The following is a 16,901-nucleotide window of genomic DNA, read 5'->3' as shown; positions in this document are numbered from 1 at the left end:
AACGTAAACGCCGATCATACCCGTATTAAGAGAAGCTGCGAAGCGCTTCCGCGAGAAAGCTAACCATGGTTGAAAATAGCGAACTACGTAAGGCCGGACTTAAGGTGACTCTGCCACGAGTCAAGATTCTACAAATGCTTGACTCTGCCGAGCAGCGTCACATGAGTGCCGAGGATGTTTACAAGGCATTGATGCAAGCTGGCGAAGACGTCGGTCTGGCCACGGTCTACCGTGTACTGACGCAGTTTGAGTCCGCAGGGCTGGTGATTCGCCATAATTTTGATGGCGGTCATGCGGTCTTTGAATTGGCCGATGCCGACGGCGGACACCACGACCACATGGTGAACGTGGACAGTGGTGAAGTGATCGAGTTTTTCGACGAAGACATCGAAAAACTGCAACATGCCATCGCCGCCAAACATGGCGTCGAGCTGGTAGATCACAATCTGGTGCTGTACGTACGCAAGAAAACTAAATAAGCATGTCGCGCGAACCCCGGTTCGCGAAACCAACGAAGGCGACCCCAGGGTCGCCTTCGTGCTGTCTGAATCTTGGTGTTTGTTGACCGTTCGTCGTTAAGCTGCCAGGTTTTTTGCTGTGACCACCATTTTCTTGGCATGAGCCAATGATTCTTTGGTCAGATCGATGCCGCCGAGCATGCGCGCGACTTCTTCTACTCGCTCTTTTTGACTGAGTTTCGACACGGCGGTGCGTGTGGTTTCGCTCTCGCGAACCTTGTGTACGAAAAGGTGCTGGTGGCATTGCGCTGCCACTTGCGGCAGGTGGGTGACCGTCAGCACCTGGCCGCGCTCGCCAAGCCTGCGCAGCAGCTGGCCAACGATTTCAGCAGTTGGACCGCCGATGCCCACGTCGACTTCGTCGAATACCAGGGTGGGTACGCGTGAGGTTTGTGCGGTGATGACCTGGATGGCCAGGCTGATGCGTGACAGTTCGCCGCCAGAGGCCACCTTGGCCAGGGCTTTAAGAGGCTGGCCGGGGTTGGCGCTGACCAGCAGTTCAACTTGCTCCAGACCGTGGGGCATCGGGTCGGTGCTGTTTTGTGGGCGCAACTCGATGACGAAGCGGCCACCAGGCATGCCCAGGCGCTGGATTTCTTCTTCTACTGCACTGCTCAGCTGTGTTGCCGCATGGGCACGCAAACCGCTGAGTTCGCGTGCGCACTCCTGATAGTGGCGGGTGTACGCGGTCAGTTCATTGTTCAGGCGTTCAATGGACTCATCGTTGGCGTTGAGGGTTTCGATCTCTTCCAGTAGCCGTTGCTGCAGGGCGGCAACGTCATTTGGCTGGACGCGGTGTTTGCGTGCCAGGGTGTAGATGGTGTCCAGTCGCTCTTCGAGGTACTGCAGGCGGCCCGGGTCAGCATCAAAATGATCGAGGAAACGGTTAAGTTCGCCCACGGCCTCTTCGACTTGAATTTGTGCGCTGGCCAGCAGGTCGGTTGCTTCGCTCAGCGAGCCGGAGTTGTTGTTGATGCTCGACAGGCGATTCAGGCTCACGGTCAGCGCGTTGAGTACGTTGCCGGAATCGTTTTCGCTGCACTGTTCAACCACCTGGCGGCAGATAGTCAGCAGGGTTTCGGCGTTGGTCAGGTTCTTGTGTTCCTGCTCCAGCTCTTCCAGTTCGTTTTCGCCCAGCGAGAGGGTTTCGAGTTCTTCGAGCTGGTAGCTCAGCAGTTGGTGGCGTGCGCGCTGCTCGTCACCCGAGTTGGACAGGTGCTCGAGTTCCTGGCGGGTCTGGCGCCAGCGTTGTGCTGCCAGATGGACCTGGCGGGCCAGATCGGTGGCTCCCGCATACTCGTCCAGCAAGCGGCGATGGGTGTCGGGTTTGAGCAGCGACTGGTGTTCGTGCTGGCTGTGGATATCGATCAACAACTCGCCCAGGGCTTTCAGGTCGCCTTGAGGGCAGGGTGTGCCATTGATGTAGCCGCGTGAGCGTCCTTCGGCGGTGATCACTCGGCGCAGGATGCACGGGCCTTCAGCCTCGAGATCGCGTGCGGCAAGCCATGCCCGGGCTTCGGGGATATCCTGCAGGTCGAAGGTGGCCAGGATGTCGGCCTTTTCGGCCCCGGGGCGAACTACGCCACTGTCGGCGCGGTCACCCAGGGTAAGGCCGAGCGCATCGAGCATGATCGATTTACCGGCACCGGTCTCGCCAGTGATTACACTCATCCCGCGATCCAGTTCAAGATCGAGATGTTCAACGATGGCGTAGTTATGTACGGACAGGTGCACCAGCATAGGAGCTGCTCCAAAACGTAATGTCTGGTTATTTATACAGTGTTTTGTTTCGTGCTGACAATGCCTTCGTTTAGTTCGATTTGCTTGGTCGTTTTGCTTTTTTAGGTCGTTTCGATTGTCCAGCCGGGGCTTTTGCTCGAGGGGAAAGACCACACTTACTGCTTTTTGGCTCTTGAACCTGAAAATTGCGACCCCATATACCTTGGCAGAAGCGCGAGTCGAGCTCGCGGACAAAGTTTGAAAGGAGAAATCTATGGCAGACGAACAGACTATGGATACGCAGAATCAAGACGCTAATCAGGCCGCTGATGCAGGAAGCGAAGATCTGGTATCCCGCGTGCAAGTGCTTGAAGAGCAGCTGGCGGCCGCTAATGATCAGGCTTTGCGCGTAGCTGCCGATCTACAGAACGTTCGCCGCCGTGCAGAACAGGACGTTGAAAAAGCACACAAATTTGCACTGGAAAAATTTGCTGGCGACCTGTTGCCGGTAATCGACAGTCTGGAACGCGGCCTTGAGCTGTCGAACCCGGACGACGAAAGCATTCGTCCAATGCGTGAAGGGATCGAGCTGACCCTGAAAATGTTCCAGGACACCCTGAAGCGTTATCACCTGGAAGCTATCGATCCACACGGCGAGCCCTTCAATGCCGAGCATCACCAAGCGATGGCAATGCAGGAAAGCGCTGACCTGGAGCCAAACAGTGTGCTCAAGGTGTTTCAAAAAGGTTATCAGCTCAATGGTCGCTTGCTGCGCCCGGCTATGGTCGTAGTCAGCAAGGCTCCAGCGCCGGTTTCGCCATCGATTGACGAGCAGGCTTGAAATCGGCCGCAAGGCCCCCATTTAGAAGTCAAGCGTTAAGTAATGCCGCAGTTGGTCATTACTGCTGCGGCAAAAAAATTCAAATTTAGGGAGAGTTAACATGGGCAGAATTATCGGTATTGACCTCGGGACCACCAACTCGTGTGTTTCGGTTCTTGAAAACGGTAAAGCAAAAGTTATCGAAAACGCTGAAGGCGCGCGTACCACGCCGTCGATCGTTGCGTATGCCAACGATGGCGAAATTCTGGTTGGCCAGTCGGCCAAGCGTCAGGCAGTGACCAATCCGCATAACACCCTGTACGCGGTGAAGCGTCTGATCGGTCGTCGTTTTGACGAAGAAGTTGTGCAGAAAGACATTCAGATGGTTCCGTACAAGATCGCCAAGGCTGACAACGGCGACGCTTGGGTTGAAGTGAACGGCCAGAAAATGGCTCCGCCACAAATCTCGGCTGAAATTCTGAAGAAAATGAAGAAAACCGCCGAAGACTACCTCGGCGAGCCAGTGACTGAAGCGGTTATCACCGTTCCGGCCTACTTCAACGACAGCCAGCGTCAGGCGACCAAAGACGCCGGCCGTATCGCGGGTCTGGACGTAAAACGCATCATCAACGAACCAACCGCTGCTGCTCTGGCTTACGGTATGGACAAAGCGAAAGGCGACCACACTGTCATCGTTTATGACCTGGGTGGCGGTACTTTCGACGTGTCGGTAATTGAAATTGCCGAAGTGGATGGCGAGCACCAGTTTGAAGTGCTGGCGACCAACGGTGACACGTTCCTGGGTGGTGAAGACTTTGACATCCGTCTGATCGACTACCTGGTTGACGAGTTCAAGAAAGAAAGCGGCATGAACCTTAAAGGTGACCCGCTGGCGATGCAGCGTCTGAAAGAAGCTGCTGAAAAAGCCAAGATCGAACTGTCTTCGAGCCAGTCGACCGACGTGAATCTGCCGTACATCACTGCAGATGCCACCGGTCCTAAGCACTTGAACGTGAAGATTTCCCGCGCCAAGCTGGAATCGCTGGTTGAAGACCTGGTTCAGCGCACCATCGAGCCTTGCCGCACTGCACTGAAAGACGCCGGTATCGACGTTGGCGCGATCAACGACGTGATCCTGGTCGGTGGTCAGACTCGCATGCCGCTGGTACAGAAGCTGGTAACCGAGTTCTTCGGCAAGGAAGCACGTAAAGACGTGAACCCGGACGAAGCTGTTGCAATGGGTGCTGCTATCCAGGGCGCAGTATTGGCCGGTGATGTGAAAGACGTTCTGTTGCTGGACGTGAGCCCGCTGACTTTGGGTATCGAAACCATGGGTGGCGTAATGACTGCCCTGATCGAGAAAAACACCACGATTCCTACCAAGAAATCGCAAGTGTTCTCGACTGCTGACGATAACCAGGGCGCAGTGACCATTCACGTGCTGCAAGGCGAGCGCAAGCAAGCCGCTCAGAACAAGTCGTTGGGCAAGTTCGACCTGGCTGACATTCCACCAGCTCCACGTGGCGTGCCTCAGATCGAAGTGACCTTCGACATCGATGCCAACGGCATCCTGCACGTAAGTGCAAAAGACAAGGCGACTGGCAAGTCTCAGTCCATCGTGATCAAGGCTAACTCGGGTCTGTCCGAGGAAGAAATTGCTCAGATGGTTCGTGACGCTGAAGTCAACGCTGAAGAAGACCGCAAGTTCGAAGAGCTGGCAGCTGCACGTAACCAGGGCGACGCACTGGTTCACTCGACTCGTAAAATGATCGCTGATGCTGGCGATAAAGTGACCGCAGAAGAGAAAGTTGCAATCGAAGCTGCAGTAGTTGCACTTGAAGCCGCTGTTAAAGGCGATGACAAGGCTGCTATCGAAGCCAAGGTTGAAGAGCTGTCCAAGGTGTCTGCTCCGGTCGCACAGAAAATGTACGCCGAGCAAGCGAACCCGGCAGACGCAGCGGCCAAGCCTGCTGAAGAAGCCAAGGCTGACGACGTTGTCGACGCCGAGTTCGAAGAAGTAAAAGACAACAAGTAATTAGCTTGTTGGTCGGCCGGTTGACCGTGCATTAGCGGTGACTGGTAGGATGTCGCCGCGCGGGAGCTTGCTCCCGCGTTGGCGTGTCTGGAGTAGAGGAATTTTTACAGCATGCGACATGGTCGAATGCTTGCGGTTGGGTCCGGATCTTTTTTGTTTCCGCTTGGCTGTAACCGCTCCTGTTGGCCGATGCATTGGCTGTTAATCAGAAACCAATATCGTTGAAAAAGACGTGAGTCGGGCTTGGTCTTTACTGGGGTCCGGCGGGTTTGGTGAGGCTCGGGAGGGTTTTGCCGAACGTCCTTGAGAGTGCAAAGAATTATGGCAAAGCGCGATTATTACGAAATATTGGGTGTTGAACGTACTACCACTGAAGTGGAGTTGAAGAAGGCATATCGTCGCCTCGCAATGAAGCATCACCCGGATCGCAATCCGGATGACAAGGCTTCCGAAGAGTTGTTCAAGGAAGCCAACGAGGCTTACGAAGTTCTGTCGGACTCCAGTAAGCGTGCCGCCTATGATCAATACGGCCATGCCGGTGTTGATCCGCAAATGGGTGGTGGCGGTGCCGGTTTTGGCGGGCAGAACTTCTCCGATATTTTCGGCGATGTGTTCAGTGATTTCTTCGGCGGTGGTCGCGGTGGCTCCCGGGGCGGCGCTCAACGGGGTAGCGATTTGCGCTACACGCTGGAGCTGGATCTGGAAGAGGCCGTACGCGGTACCACGGTCAATATTCGTGTGCCGACGCTGGTCAACTGCAAACCATGCGATGGTTCGGGTGCCAAGAAAGGTTCTTCGCCGGTTACCTGTACGACCTGTGGCGGTATTGGCCAGGTGCGCATGCAGCAGGGCTTTTTTGCTGTGCAGCAGACCTGTCCGCGTTGCCACGGTCAGGGCAAGATCATTTCTGATCCGTGCGACAGCTGCCGTGGCGAAGGCCGCGTAGAGGAATACAAAACCCTTTCCGTAAAAGTGCCTGCGGGCGTAGATACGGGCGACCGGATTCGTCTTTCGGGCGAAGGCGAGGCGGGTGTGCAGGGCGGGCCGACCGGCGATCTGTACGTGGTGATCGAAGTGCGTGAGCACGCGATCTTCCAGCGCGACGGCAAGCATCTGTTCTGTGAAGTGCCGATCAACTTTGCCGATGCTTCGCTGGGTGCCGAGATTGAAGTGCCGACCCTGGATGGCCGGGTCAAGCTGAAGATTCCGGAAGGCACGCAAACCGGCAAGCAGTTCCGTCTGCGTGGCAAGGGTGTTGCTCCGGTACGTGGCGGCGGCGCTGGTGACTTGATGTGCCGTGTGGTGATCGAGACGCCGGTGAAACTGAGCCGTCGTCAGCGTGAGCTGATGGAAGAGTTCCGTTCGACACTCGAAGGCGATAGTAGTCATTCGCCGAACGCAACCGGCTGGTTCGAAGGCGTGAAGCGCTTCTTCGGCGATTTGTAAGGAGCGGGACATGCGACGTATGGCTGTGATGGGCGCTGCTGGGCGCATGGGTAAGACCTTGGTCGATGCGGTGCAGCAGCGCTCACCAGTGTGCGGGCTGACGGCGGCCATCGTGCGCCCGGGCAGCTCCCTGGTGGGGGCGGATGCCGGTGAGCTGGCCTCTATCGGGCGTATCGGTGTGCCGTTGTCGGAAAACCTGCATGCGGTCGCGGCTGATTTCGACGTACTGATCGATTTCACCCTGCCTGAGGTGATGCTGGCCAACCTGGCCGTGTGTCGCCAGTTGGGCAAGGCCATGGTGATAGGTACTACGGGGTTGAATGCCGAACAAAAGCAGTTGCTGGTTGAAGCCGGCCAGGATATTGCGATTGTTTTTGCCTCCAACTTCAGTGTGGGCGTCAACCTGTCGTTCAAGCTGCTGGATATGGCGGCACGGGTGATGGGTGAAGATGCTGATATCGAAATCATCGAAGCTCATCACCGGCACAAGGTCGACGCGCCTTCGGGAACCGCGATGCGCATGGGTGAGGTCATTGCCAGTGCATTGGGGCGTGACCTGCAGCAGGTGGCGGTCTATGGTCGCGAAGGTCACACCGGCGCCCGCGAGCGCGAAACCATCGGTTTTGCGACAGTTCGGGGCGGTGATGTGGTGGGGGATCATACGGTTCTGTTTGCGACCGAGGGCGAGCGTCTTGAGATCACCCACAAGGCATCCAGCCGCATGACCTTCGCCAAGGGTGCCGTTCGTGCTGCGCTGTGGCTCGACGGGCGTGAGCCCGGGCTGTATGACATGCAGGATGTGCTCGACCTGCGTTGAGTTGTCTCTGTAAAATCAGGCTGTTGGCGCGCCGGCAGCCTGACTTTTAACCGCTAAGCGATGTTCTGTCGCATTCCTCTGCCTTTTAGGCTCTTTAGCGGTAGACCAAAAAAGCCTTTTTCTGTAAGCTACAGCTTTAGTGTGTCCACTAAAAGCGCGCAGATAATTCGATGAAGAAGCGGGGTGACGTGTCCATACGTCACTCCGCTTTTTTACAACCTGCGATCGCCCTTTCAGGCTTTATTTACGGGAGGTCTTCTTGACTAAGCAAGCCATACTCGCCCTCGCTGATGGCAGCATTTTTCGCGGCGAAGCCATTGGAGCCGACGGTCAGACCGTTGGAGAGGTGGTGTTTAACACCGCAATGACTGGCTACCAGGAGATCTTGACGGATCCATCCTACGCTCAGCAAATCGTTACCCTGACTTACCCGCATGTTGGCAATACCGGTACTACGCCGGAAGATGCCGAGTCTGATCGTGTCTGGTCCGCAGGTCTGGTTATTCGTGATCTGCCACTGGTTGCCAGCAACTGGCGCAACACGATGTCGCTTTCCGATTACCTGAAAGCCAACAATGTTGTCGCTATCGCAGGTATCGATACCCGTCGCCTGACCCGCATTTTGCGTGAGAAAGGTGCGCAGAACGGCTGCATCATGGCCGGCGACAACATTTCTGACGAAGCTGCCATTGCTGCTGCGCGCGGCTTCCCGGGCCTGAAAGGCATGGATCTGGCGAAAGTTGTCAGCACCGAGAAGGCTTACGAGTGGCGCTCCAGTGTCTGGAACCTGGCCACCGATAGCCATCCGACAATTGAAGCGTCCGAGCTGCCTTATCACGTAGTTGCCTACGACTACGGCGTAAAGTGGAACATCCTGCGCATGCTGGTTGAGCGTGGCTGCCGCGTCACTGTTGTGCCGGCACAAACTCCGGCCAGCGACGTACTGGCACTGAATCCGGATGGTGTGTTCCTGTCCAACGGCCCGGGTGATCCGGAGCCATGCGACTACGCAATCACGGCTATTCAGGAAGTGCTGAAAACCGAAATTCCGGTGTTCGGTATCTGCCTGGGACACCAGTTGCTGGCTCTGGCGTCCGGCGCCAAGACGGTGAAAATGGGTCACGGCCACCACGGTGCGAACCACCCGGTTCAGGATCTGGACACGGGCGTTGTGATGATCACCAGTCAGAACCACGGTTTTGCGGTTGATGAAGCGACTTTGCCGGCCAACGTGCGCGCAATCCACAAGTCGCTGTTTGACGGCACCTTGCAAGGTATCGAGCTGACCGACAAGAGCGCTTTCAGCTTCCAGGGTCACCCTGAAGCCAGCCCTGGCCCGAACGACGTAGCGCCGCTGTTCGATCGTTTCATCAATGAGATGGCCAAGCGCCGCTGATCATACCCTTGTGCTAGTACCCAGTGCCGGCCCCGGACTCCGGCGGCCCCTTGGGTGCTTCACAGACTTGATCGACGGCTTGCCGACTGACCTGCGGATTTGAGTGACAAACCCATGCCAAAACGTACAGACATTAAAAGCATCCTGATTCTCGGCGCTGGCCCGATCGTTATCGGCCAGGCCTGTGAATTCGACTACTCCGGCGCCCAGGCTTGTAAAGCTCTGCGCGAGGAAGGCTATCGCGTCATCCTGGTGAACTCCAACCCGGCCACCATCATGACCGACCCGGACATGGCCGACGCAACGTACATCGAGCCGATCAAGTGGCAGACTGTTGCCAAGATCATCGAAAAAGAGCGTCCGGACGCTCTGTTGCCGACCATGGGCGGCCAGACTGCTCTGAACTGCGCACTGGATCTGGAGCGTGAAGGCGTTCTGGAGAAGTTCGGCGTAGAAATGATCGGCGCCAATGCCGACACCATCGACAAGGCTGAAGACCGTTCGCGTTTTGACAAGGCGATGAAGTCCATCGGTCTGGATTGCCCGCGCTCCGGTATCGCCCACAGCATGGAAGAGGCCAATGCGGTCCTCGAAAAGCTGGGCTTCCCGTGCATCATCCGTCCATCGTTCACCATGGGCGGCACCGGTGGCGGTATCGCTTACAACCGTGAAGAGTTCGAAGAAATCTGCGCTCGTGGTCTGGACCTGTCGCCGACCAAAGAGCTGCTGATCGACGAATCCCTGATCGGCTGGAAAGAGTACGAAATGGAGGTTGTCCGCGACAAAAAGGACAACTGCATCATCGTTTGCTCGATCGAAAACTTTGACCCGATGGGCGTGCACACCGGTGACTCGATCACTGTTGCTCCGGCACAGACCCTGACGGACAAGGAATACCAGATCATGCGTAACGCCTCGCTGGCGGTACTGCGTGAGATCGGCGTTGAGACCGGTGGTTCCAACGTGCAGTTCGGCATTTGCCCGGACACTGGCCGTATGGTTGTGATCGAGATGAACCCGCGTGTTTCGCGTTCTTCGGCGCTGGCTTCGAAAGCCACCGGTTTCCCGATTGCGCGTATCGCTGCCAAGCTGGCGATCGGTTACACCCTGGACGAATTGCAGAACGAAATCACCGGTGGCGCTACTCCGGCGTCCTTCGAGCCGTCCATCGACTACGTCGTGACCAAGCTGCCGCGCTTTGCTTTCGAAAAATTCCCTAAAGCCGATGCGCGCCTGACAACTCAGATGAAGTCGGTTGGTGAAGTCATGGCCATTGGCCGGACTTTCCAGGAATCCTTGCAGAAAGCCCTTCGCGGTCTGGAAGTGGGTGTTAGCGGTCTTGATCCAAAGCTGGACCTGAGCAACCCGGAAAGCATGGCGGTGCTCAAGCGCGAGCTGACTGTGCCGGGTGCCGAGCGTATCTGGTACGTGGCTGACGCATTCCGTGCGGGCATGACCGTAGAAGACATCTTCGGCATGAACATGATTGACCCTTGGTTCCTGGTGCAGATCGAAGATCTGATCAAGGACGAAGAGAAGATCAAGACCATGGCGCTGTCTTCGATTGATCGCGATGCCATGTATCGCCTCAAGCGCAAAGGCTTCTCTGACGCACGTCTGGCTGTACTGCTGGGTGTGACCGAGAAGAACCTGCGTCGCCATCGTCACAAGCTGGAAGTGTTCCCGGTTTACAAGCGCGTTGACACCTGCGCAGCCGAGTTTGCGACCGACACGGCTTACATGTACTCGACCTATGAGGAAGAGTGCGAGGCCAACCCTTCGGATCGTGACAAGATCATGATTCTGGGTGGTGGTCCGAACCGTATCGGTCAGGGTATCGAGTTCGACTACTGCTGCGTTCACGCGGCTCTGGCGTTGCGTGCCGATGGTTACGAAACCATCATGGTCAACTGCAACCCGGAAACTGTTTCCACTGACTACGACACCTCGGATCGTCTGTACTTCGAATCCGTGACCCTGGAAGACGTGCTGGAAATCGTACGTGTCGAGAAGCCGAAGGGCGTGATCGTCCAGTACGGCGGCCAGACCCCGTTGAAACTGGCCCGTGCGCTGGAAGAAGCAGGCGTGCCGATCATTGGTACCAGCCCTGATGCTATCGACCGTGCAGAAGACCGTGAGCGCTTCCAGCAAATGGTTGAGCGTCTGAACCTGCGTCAGCCGCCAAACGCCACTGTGCGCAGCGAAGACGAAGCCATTCGTGCTGCCTCCAAAATCGGTTACCCGCTGGTGGTTCGTCCTTCCTACGTGTTGGGCGGCCGGGCGATGGAAATCGTTTACGAAGAAGACGAGCTCAAGCGTTACCTGCGCGATGCGGTGAAAGTGTCCAACGACAGCCCGGTGCTGCTGGATCACTTCCTGAACTGTGCAATCGAAATGGACGTTGATGCCGTCTGCGACGGAACTGACGTAGTGATCGGCGCGATCATGCAGCACATTGAGCAGGCAGGTGTTCACTCCGGTGACTCCGCATGCTCGCTGCCACCGTACTCGCTGCCGTTGCATATCCAGGACGAGATGCGTGAACAGGTCAAGAAAATGGCTCTGGAGTTGGGCGTTGTCGGCCTGATGAACGTGCAGCTTGCTCTGCAGGGCGAAGATATCTACGTGATCGAAGTGAACCCGCGTGCTTCGCGTACAGTTCCTTTCGTATCCAAGTGCATCGGTGTTTCCCTGGCGATGATCGCGGCTCGGGTGATGGCTGGTAAAACTCTGAAGGAAATCGGTTTCACTAAAGAAATCATTCCAAACTTCTACAGCGTGAAAGAGGCGGTCTTCCCGTTCGCCAAATTCCCTGGTGTTGACCCGATTCTCGGCCCTGAGATGAAGTCCACCGGTGAAGTGATGGGCGTGGGCGATACCTTCGGTGAAGCTTTTGCCAAGGCTCAAATGGGTGCCAGCGAGGTTCTGCCTACCGGCGGTACTGCGTTCATCAGCGTACGTGACGACGACAAGCCTTTGGTGGCGGGTGTTGCACGTGATCTGATCAGCCTGGGCTTCGAGATTGTTTCGACCGTTGGCACTGCCAAGTTCATCGAGGCGGCGGGTCTGAAAGTACGCCGGGTGAACAAGGTGACCGAAGGTCGTCCGCACGTTGTCGATATGATCAAAAATGATGAAGTCAGCCTGATCATCAATACGACCGAAGGTCGTCAGTCGATTGCTGACTCTTACTCCATTCGCCGCAACGCTCTGCAGCACAAAATCTACTGCACCACGACTATTGCTGCTGGCGAAGCGATCTGCGAAGCGCTTAAATTCGGTCCTGAAAAAACCGTACGCAGCTTGCAGGATCTACACGCAGGATTGAAGGCATGATCAAATACCCAATGACGGTCCAGGGCCATAAAGCCCTGGAAGAAGAGCTTGCACACCTGACCAAGGTTGTTCGGCCAAAGCTGAGCAAGGAAATCGGTACGGCGCGCGAACTGGGCGACCTCAAGGAAAATGCTGAGTACCATGCCGCTCGTGAGCTGCAAGGTATGTCTGAGGCGCGTATCCGTGATATCGAGGGCCGTCTGCAGAACGCAGTGGTTATTGATGTGGCGGCGATTCCTCATACCGGCAAGGTGATTTTCGGCACGACGGTCGAGATCGCGAACGTTGAAACTGACGAGCGCGTGACTTATCAGATCGTCGGTGAGGATGAGGCTGACTTCAAACTCGGAAAAATCTCCGTAGGTTCGCCACTTGCTCGTGCCTTGATTGCCAAGGAAGAAGGTGATGTGGTTGCGGTGAAAACACCGGGCGGCGTCATTGAGTACGAGATTGTCGAAGTACGTCACATCTGAGAAAAGGCGCCCGCTTCGTGCGGGCGCACTGCTTTGGCGGCCGGCCCGGATATCCGGGTTGGCGGCTGATGCTTGTTGCACACAGAATTTTTTGGCGGTGCCGGGCTGTATGCTGTGGTGTCGCTGTTGATCAATGTGTCGCGTAGTGTGGCCGATAAGCGGCGAGCACTATTTGATGCAGTCTGCTGGCGGGATGTGTTGCGATGGCTGGTTCTGGCTGCCTGATGCGTTGCGCGGGCAGTTTTTGCTATTGGCCAGGCAAGAGTGTCAGGGCGCGCAAAGCGCACCCTTGACCCTTGTCGGCATCACTTGAAACGATGGATGTTCGACAGTTGCTTGTTAACATTGACGTTCTTGCGGTAAAGAAGCGCCATTTTGCCGATAACCTGCACCAATTCCGCTTTGCCTGCCTTGCACAGTTCTGCAATGGCCTCCAGGCGGGATTCGCGATCCAGGATGTTGACTTTGATTTTAATCAACTCGTGATCGCCCAATGCGCGTTCGAGTTCGGCTAAAACACCCTCAGTCAAACCATTATCAGCCACAGTCAATACTGGTTTCAGATGGTGGCCAATGGATTTGTACTGTTTCTTCTGCTCTTGAGTGAGCGGCATAATCTGACCCCTGTGTCTGATCTTGTAAAAAGCGGCGGCCAGTTTACCCGAGGGAGTCCGGGACCGCCCAGTTAATCACGACCCGTTTATTTTTTTGAGGTGGCCCGTGGCCCGTTCCAAGACTAGCCTTAACTGGCTGAAAGAGCATTTCAACGACCCATACGTCAAAATGGCGCAAAAAGACGGGTATCGTTCGCGTGCCAGCTACAAGTTGCTGGAGATCCAGGAACGTGACCGCATTATTCGCCCGGGCATGACTGTTATTGACCTGGGGGCCGCCCCGGGTGGCTGGTCGCAGGTCACCAGCCGTCTGATCGGCGGTCAGGGGCGACTGATCGCTTCGGACATCCTGGAGATGGACAGCATTCCTGATGTGACCTTTATCCAGGGTGACTTTACCGAAGATCACGTACTTGCCCAGATTCTTGAAGCTGTCGGAAATACGCAGGTAGACCTTGTGATTTCGGATATGGCCCCCAATATGAGTGGATTGGCAGCTGTTGACATGCCTCGGGCGATGTTCTTGTGCGAATTGGCACTGGATCTTGCCGGACGTGTCTTGCGGCCCGGTGGTGATTTTTTGATCAAGGTCTTCCAGGGTGAAGGCTTCGACGAATACCACAAAGACATTCGCAAGCTGTTTGATAAGGTGCAGATGCGCAAGCCGTCTTCTTCGCGAGACAGGTCCCGTGAGCAATATTTGCTGGGCCGCGGCTTTCGTGGAATCGCCGGATCTGCCAGTGATGAGCGTCTCTGAATAGGGTGATAGGTTTTTTTGTATCGCTTTACAGATCCCACATAAAGAATATTGTGTAGTCAAAGTTTCACAAAGGGTTACAGACGGAGCCTGCAAGGGTTGTAGGCAATGTAGTAAGTTATGCCGGTGAATATCATGCGAAGCACGCTTCAGTAGCGGGGCTTGCTTCAGAGGGTAGCTAATTGAACGATATGGCAAAGAATCTGATCCTGTGGTTGATCATCGCAGCTGTCCTGGTGACAGTGATGAACAACTTCTCCAGTCCAAACGAGCCACAAACCCTCAACTATTCCGACTTCATCCAGCAAGTTAAGGATGGCAAGGTCGAGCGCGTTGCCGTGGACGGCTACGTGATTACCGGCAAACGCAGCGATGGCGATTCCTTCAAAACCATCCGTCCGGCTATTCAGGACAACGGTTTGATCGGTGATCTGGTTGATAACCATGTGACCGTTGAGGGCAAGCTGCCTGAGCAGCAAAGCATCTGGACTCAATTGCTCGTTGCGAGCTTCCCGATTCTGGTGATCATCGCTGTCTTCATGTTCTTCATGCGTCAGATGCAGGGCGGTGCCGGCGGTAAAGGCGGACCGATGAGCTTTGGCAAGAGCAAGGCGCGACTGCTATCGGAAGACCAGGTCAAAACGACCCTGGCTGACGTAGCCGGTTGTGACGAAGCGAAAGAAGAAGTAGGCGAACTGGTGGAATTCCTTCGCGATCCGGGCAAGTTCCAGCGTCTGGGCGGTCGAATTCCCCGTGGTGTGCTGATGGTTGGCCCGCCGGGTACCGGTAAAACCTTGATCGCCAAGGCGATTGCTGGCGAAGCCAAGGTGCCGTTCTTCACGATTTCCGGTTCGGACTTCGTTGAAATGTTCGTCGGTGTTGGTGCCAGTCGTGTTCGTGACATGTTCGAACAGGCGAAAAAGCACGCACCTTGCATCATCTTTATCGATGAAATCGATGCTGTCGGCCGTCACCGTGGTAACGGTATGGGCGGCGGTCATGATGAGCGTGAGCAAACCCTTAACCAGTTGCTGGTTGAGATGGACGGCTTTGAGATGAATGACGGTATCATTGTGATTGCCGCCACCAACCGTCCGGACGTGCTCGACCCTGCGCTGTTGCGTCCAGGCCGCTTTGACCGTCAGGTCGTGGTTGGCTTGCCGGACATTCGTGGCCGTGAGCAGATTCTCAAGGTGCACATGCGCAAAGTTCCGATGGGCGATGATGTCCAGCCAGGCGTGATTGCGCGTGGTACTCCGGGCTTCTCGGGTGCTGACCTGGCCAACCTGGTGAACGAAGCTTCCCTGTTTGCAGCGCGCACCGGTAAGCGTGTTGTGGAAATGAAAGAATTTGAGCTGGCTAAAGACAAGATCATGATGGGCGCAGAGCGCAAATCGATGGTCATGTCGGACAAAGAAAAGCGCAACACGGCTTATCACGAAGCGGGTCATGCCATTGTTGGTCGCGTTGTGCCTGAGCACGACCCGGTTTACAAGGTTTCGATCATTCCTCGTGGTCGCGCCCTGGGCGTCACCATGTTCCTGCCGGAAGAGGATCGTTATAGCCTGTCCAAGCGTGCTCTGATCAGCCAGATCTGCTCGCTCTATGGCGGCCGTATTGCTGAAGAGATGACCCTGGGCTTTGACGGTGTGACTACCGGTGCGTCCAACGACATCATGCGTGCGAGCCAGATTGCCCGGAACATGGTCACCAAATGGGGCCTGTCCGAGAAATTGGGCCCGCTGATGTATGCCGAAGACGAAGAGTCGTATCTGGGGCGTGGCGGTGGTCAGAGCTCGAGCGTTTCGGGCGAGACAGCCAAGCTGATCGACTCCGAAGTGCGCAGCATCATTGATCAGTGCTATGGCACTGCCAAGCAGATCCTGACCGACAATCGTGACAAGCTGGAAGCCATGGCTGATGCCTTGATGAAGTACGAAACGATCGATGCCGATCAGATCGACGACATCATGGCGGGGCGCCCGCCACGGGAGCCGCGTGACTGGGAAGGTGGTGGCTCGGGTACCCCGACTGCTCCAACCCTGGACAAGACCGAGCGCCCGGAAACACCTATCGGCGGCCCAGCTGCTGATCAATAAGGCTTGAAATGACTTTTGTTCAGCCCTCAACCCGGTTGCCTTGCGGCAACCGGGTTCTTGATTTGGCCCATCCGCACGTGATGGGCATTCTCAATGTCACCCCTGATTCCTTTTCTGATGGCGGTCGCTTCGCTGCGGTGGATGCGGCAATGCGCCATGCGCAGGCAATGGTTCTTGCGGGGGCAACCCTGATTGATGTCGGCGGTGAGTCAACTCGCCCCGGTGCTCCGGTGGTTTCGCCACAGGAAGAGCTTGATCGGGTGGCGCCTGTTGTCGAGCGCATCAGTCGTGAACTTGATGTCATCATTTCGGTCGATACCTCCGCGCCCATCGTCATGACTGAGGTTGCGCGCCTTGGCGCCGGCCTGATTAATGATGTGCGCTCATTGCGCCGCGAAGGTGCCCTGCAGGCTGCTGCAGCCACAGGTCTTCCGGTATGCCTGATGCATATGCTCGGCGAGCCCGGGGATATGCAGGACAACCCGCATTACACTGATCTGGTCGGTGAGGTGTCGGCATTTCTTGCTGAACGCATGGCGCAATGCGCCGCTGCCGGGATTGCGTCTGAGCGCATAGTGCTGGATCCGGGATTTGGTTTCGCCAAGACGTTGCAGCACAACCTGAGTTTGTTTAAGCACATGGAGGCCCTGCATGCACTGGGTCGACCATTGCTGGTAGGTGTTTCGCGTAAAAGCATGATTGGGCAGGCGCTGAATCGGCCGGTTACAGAGCGACTGTATGGCAGTTTGGCTCTGGCAGCGCTGGCCGTGACCAAGGGTGCGCGAATATTGCGTGTCCATGACGTTGCCGAAACAGTTGATGTGGTACGGATGATCGCAGCGGTAGAGTCCGCCGACTAAGAATGATGGAG

The 16,901-nt window shown here is 56.2% G+C and carries 13 protein-coding genes; 11 read left to right on the top strand and 2 right to left on the bottom strand.

Annotated elements, in window-relative coordinates:
- Positions 1–65: 65 nt before the first annotated feature.
- Positions 66–479 carry a ferric iron uptake transcriptional regulator gene (fur, locus tag WG29040_RS20980; RefSeq protein WP_003439580.1) on the top strand — a complete coding sequence of 138 codons (414 nt, stop codon included), beginning with the start codon at positions 66–68 and terminating at the stop codon, positions 477–479.
- Between the two features lie 96 nt (positions 480–575).
- Here fur and recN read toward each other — a convergent pair whose 3' ends face one another.
- Positions 576–2,258, bottom strand: coding sequence for a DNA repair protein RecN (gene recN, locus WG29040_RS20975; RefSeq protein WP_003439581.1), 1,683 nt, complete (start codon positions 2,256–2,258; stop codon positions 576–578).
- Between the two features lie 253 nt (positions 2,259–2,511).
- Between recN and grpE the strand changes: the two genes are divergently transcribed.
- From grpE to greA, 7 genes are all read left to right on the top strand, one after another.
- Positions 2,512–3,078, top strand: coding sequence for a nucleotide exchange factor GrpE (gene grpE, locus WG29040_RS20970; protein ID WP_003439582.1), 567 nt, complete (start codon positions 2,512–2,514; stop codon positions 3,076–3,078).
- 100 nt (positions 3,079–3,178) lie between these two features.
- Entirely contained in the window at positions 3,179–5,092 is a 1,914-nt protein-coding gene (gene dnaK / locus WG29040_RS20965) for a molecular chaperone DnaK (protein WP_003439583.1), read from the top strand.
- 321 nt (positions 5,093–5,413) lie between these two features.
- Entirely contained in the window at positions 5,414–6,538 is a 1,125-nt protein-coding gene (dnaJ, locus tag WG29040_RS20960; RefSeq protein WP_003439584.1) for a molecular chaperone DnaJ, read from the top strand.
- A gap of 10 nt (positions 6,539–6,548) precedes the next feature.
- Positions 6,549–7,355 (top strand): 4-hydroxy-tetrahydrodipicolinate reductase, encoded by an 807-nt coding sequence (gene dapB / locus WG29040_RS20955; protein ID WP_127196819.1) that lies wholly within the window; start codon positions 6,549–6,551, stop codon positions 7,353–7,355.
- Positions 7,356–7,614: 259 nt separating this feature from the next.
- The gene (gene carA, locus WG29040_RS20950; protein ID WP_003439586.1) at positions 7,615–8,751 is read left to right on the top strand and encodes a glutamine-hydrolyzing carbamoyl-phosphate synthase small subunit; all 1,137 of its coding nucleotides are present in this window, start codon (positions 7,615–7,617) and stop codon (positions 8,749–8,751) included.
- A 114-nt stretch (positions 8,752–8,865) separates the two neighbouring features.
- On the top strand, positions 8,866–12,087 hold the full coding sequence (gene carB / locus WG29040_RS20945) for a carbamoyl-phosphate synthase large subunit (protein ID WP_003439590.1): 3,222 nt from the start codon (positions 8,866–8,868) through the stop codon (positions 12,085–12,087).
- Positions 12,084–12,560, top strand: coding sequence for a transcription elongation factor GreA (gene greA, locus WG29040_RS20940; protein ID WP_003439592.1), 477 nt, complete (start codon positions 12,084–12,086; stop codon positions 12,558–12,560). The genes carB and greA overlap by 4 nt, the downstream gene beginning before the upstream one ends.
- Positions 12,561–12,865: 305 nt before the next feature.
- Here greA and yhbY read toward each other — a convergent pair whose 3' ends face one another.
- Entirely contained in the window at positions 12,866–13,174 is a 309-nt protein-coding gene (yhbY, locus tag WG29040_RS20935) for a ribosome assembly RNA-binding protein YhbY (RefSeq protein WP_003439595.1), read from the bottom strand.
- A 106-nt stretch (positions 13,175–13,280) separates the two neighbouring features.
- Here yhbY and rlmE point away from each other — a divergent pair, with 106 nt between their 5' ends.
- From rlmE to folP, 3 genes are all read left to right on the top strand, one after another.
- Complete coding sequence (gene rlmE, locus WG29040_RS20930; RefSeq protein WP_003439598.1) at positions 13,281–13,931, top strand: 23S rRNA (uridine(2552)-2'-O)-methyltransferase RlmE; 651 nt, start codon at positions 13,281–13,283, stop codon at positions 13,929–13,931.
- A 191-nt stretch (positions 13,932–14,122) separates the two neighbouring features.
- Positions 14,123–16,030 (top strand): ATP-dependent zinc metalloprotease FtsH, encoded by a 1,908-nt coding sequence (gene ftsH / locus WG29040_RS20925; protein ID WP_003439601.1) that lies wholly within the window; start codon positions 14,123–14,125, stop codon positions 16,028–16,030.
- An 8-nt stretch (positions 16,031–16,038) separates the two neighbouring features.
- Positions 16,039–16,890 carry a dihydropteroate synthase gene (gene folP, locus WG29040_RS20920; protein WP_003439604.1) on the top strand — a complete coding sequence of 284 codons (852 nt, stop codon included), beginning with the start codon at positions 16,039–16,041 and terminating at the stop codon, positions 16,888–16,890.
- Positions 16,891–16,901 lie beyond the last annotated feature (11 nt).

It is taken from the genome of Pseudomonas sp. PAMC 29040, assembly GCF_003994535.1.
GTDB lineage: Bacteria > Pseudomonadota > Gammaproteobacteria > Pseudomonadales > Pseudomonadaceae > Aquipseudomonas > Aquipseudomonas paraversuta.
Note: the sequence above shows the minus strand (reverse complement) of the source record. Positions and strands in the feature narration are given on the sequence as shown.

Coding starts and splice junctions, on each gene's coding strand:
- yhbY (WP_003439595.1), bottom strand. CDS start 13,174: ATGCCGCTCACTCAAGAGCAGAAGAAACAGTACAAATCCATTGGCCAC.
- dnaK (WP_003439583.1), top strand. CDS start 3,179: ATGGGCAGAATTATCGGTATTGACCTCGGGACCACCAACTCGTGTGTT.
- recN (WP_003439581.1), bottom strand. CDS start 2,258: ATGCTGGTGCACCTGTCCGTACATAACTACGCCATCGTTGAACATCTC.
- dnaJ (WP_003439584.1), top strand. CDS start 5,414: ATGGCAAAGCGCGATTATTACGAAATATTGGGTGTTGAACGTACTACC.
- grpE (WP_003439582.1), top strand. CDS start 2,512: ATGGCAGACGAACAGACTATGGATACGCAGAATCAAGACGCTAATCAG.
- carB (WP_003439590.1), top strand. CDS start 8,866: ATGCCAAAACGTACAGACATTAAAAGCATCCTGATTCTCGGCGCTGGC.
- folP (WP_003439604.1), top strand. CDS start 16,039: ATGACTTTTGTTCAGCCCTCAACCCGGTTGCCTTGCGGCAACCGGGTT.
- fur (WP_003439580.1), top strand. CDS start 66: ATGGTTGAAAATAGCGAACTACGTAAGGCCGGACTTAAGGTGACTCTG.
- dapB (WP_127196819.1), top strand. CDS start 6,549: ATGCGACGTATGGCTGTGATGGGCGCTGCTGGGCGCATGGGTAAGACC.
- greA (WP_003439592.1), top strand. CDS start 12,084: ATGATCAAATACCCAATGACGGTCCAGGGCCATAAAGCCCTGGAAGAA.
- ftsH (WP_003439601.1), top strand. CDS start 14,123: ATGGCAAAGAATCTGATCCTGTGGTTGATCATCGCAGCTGTCCTGGTG.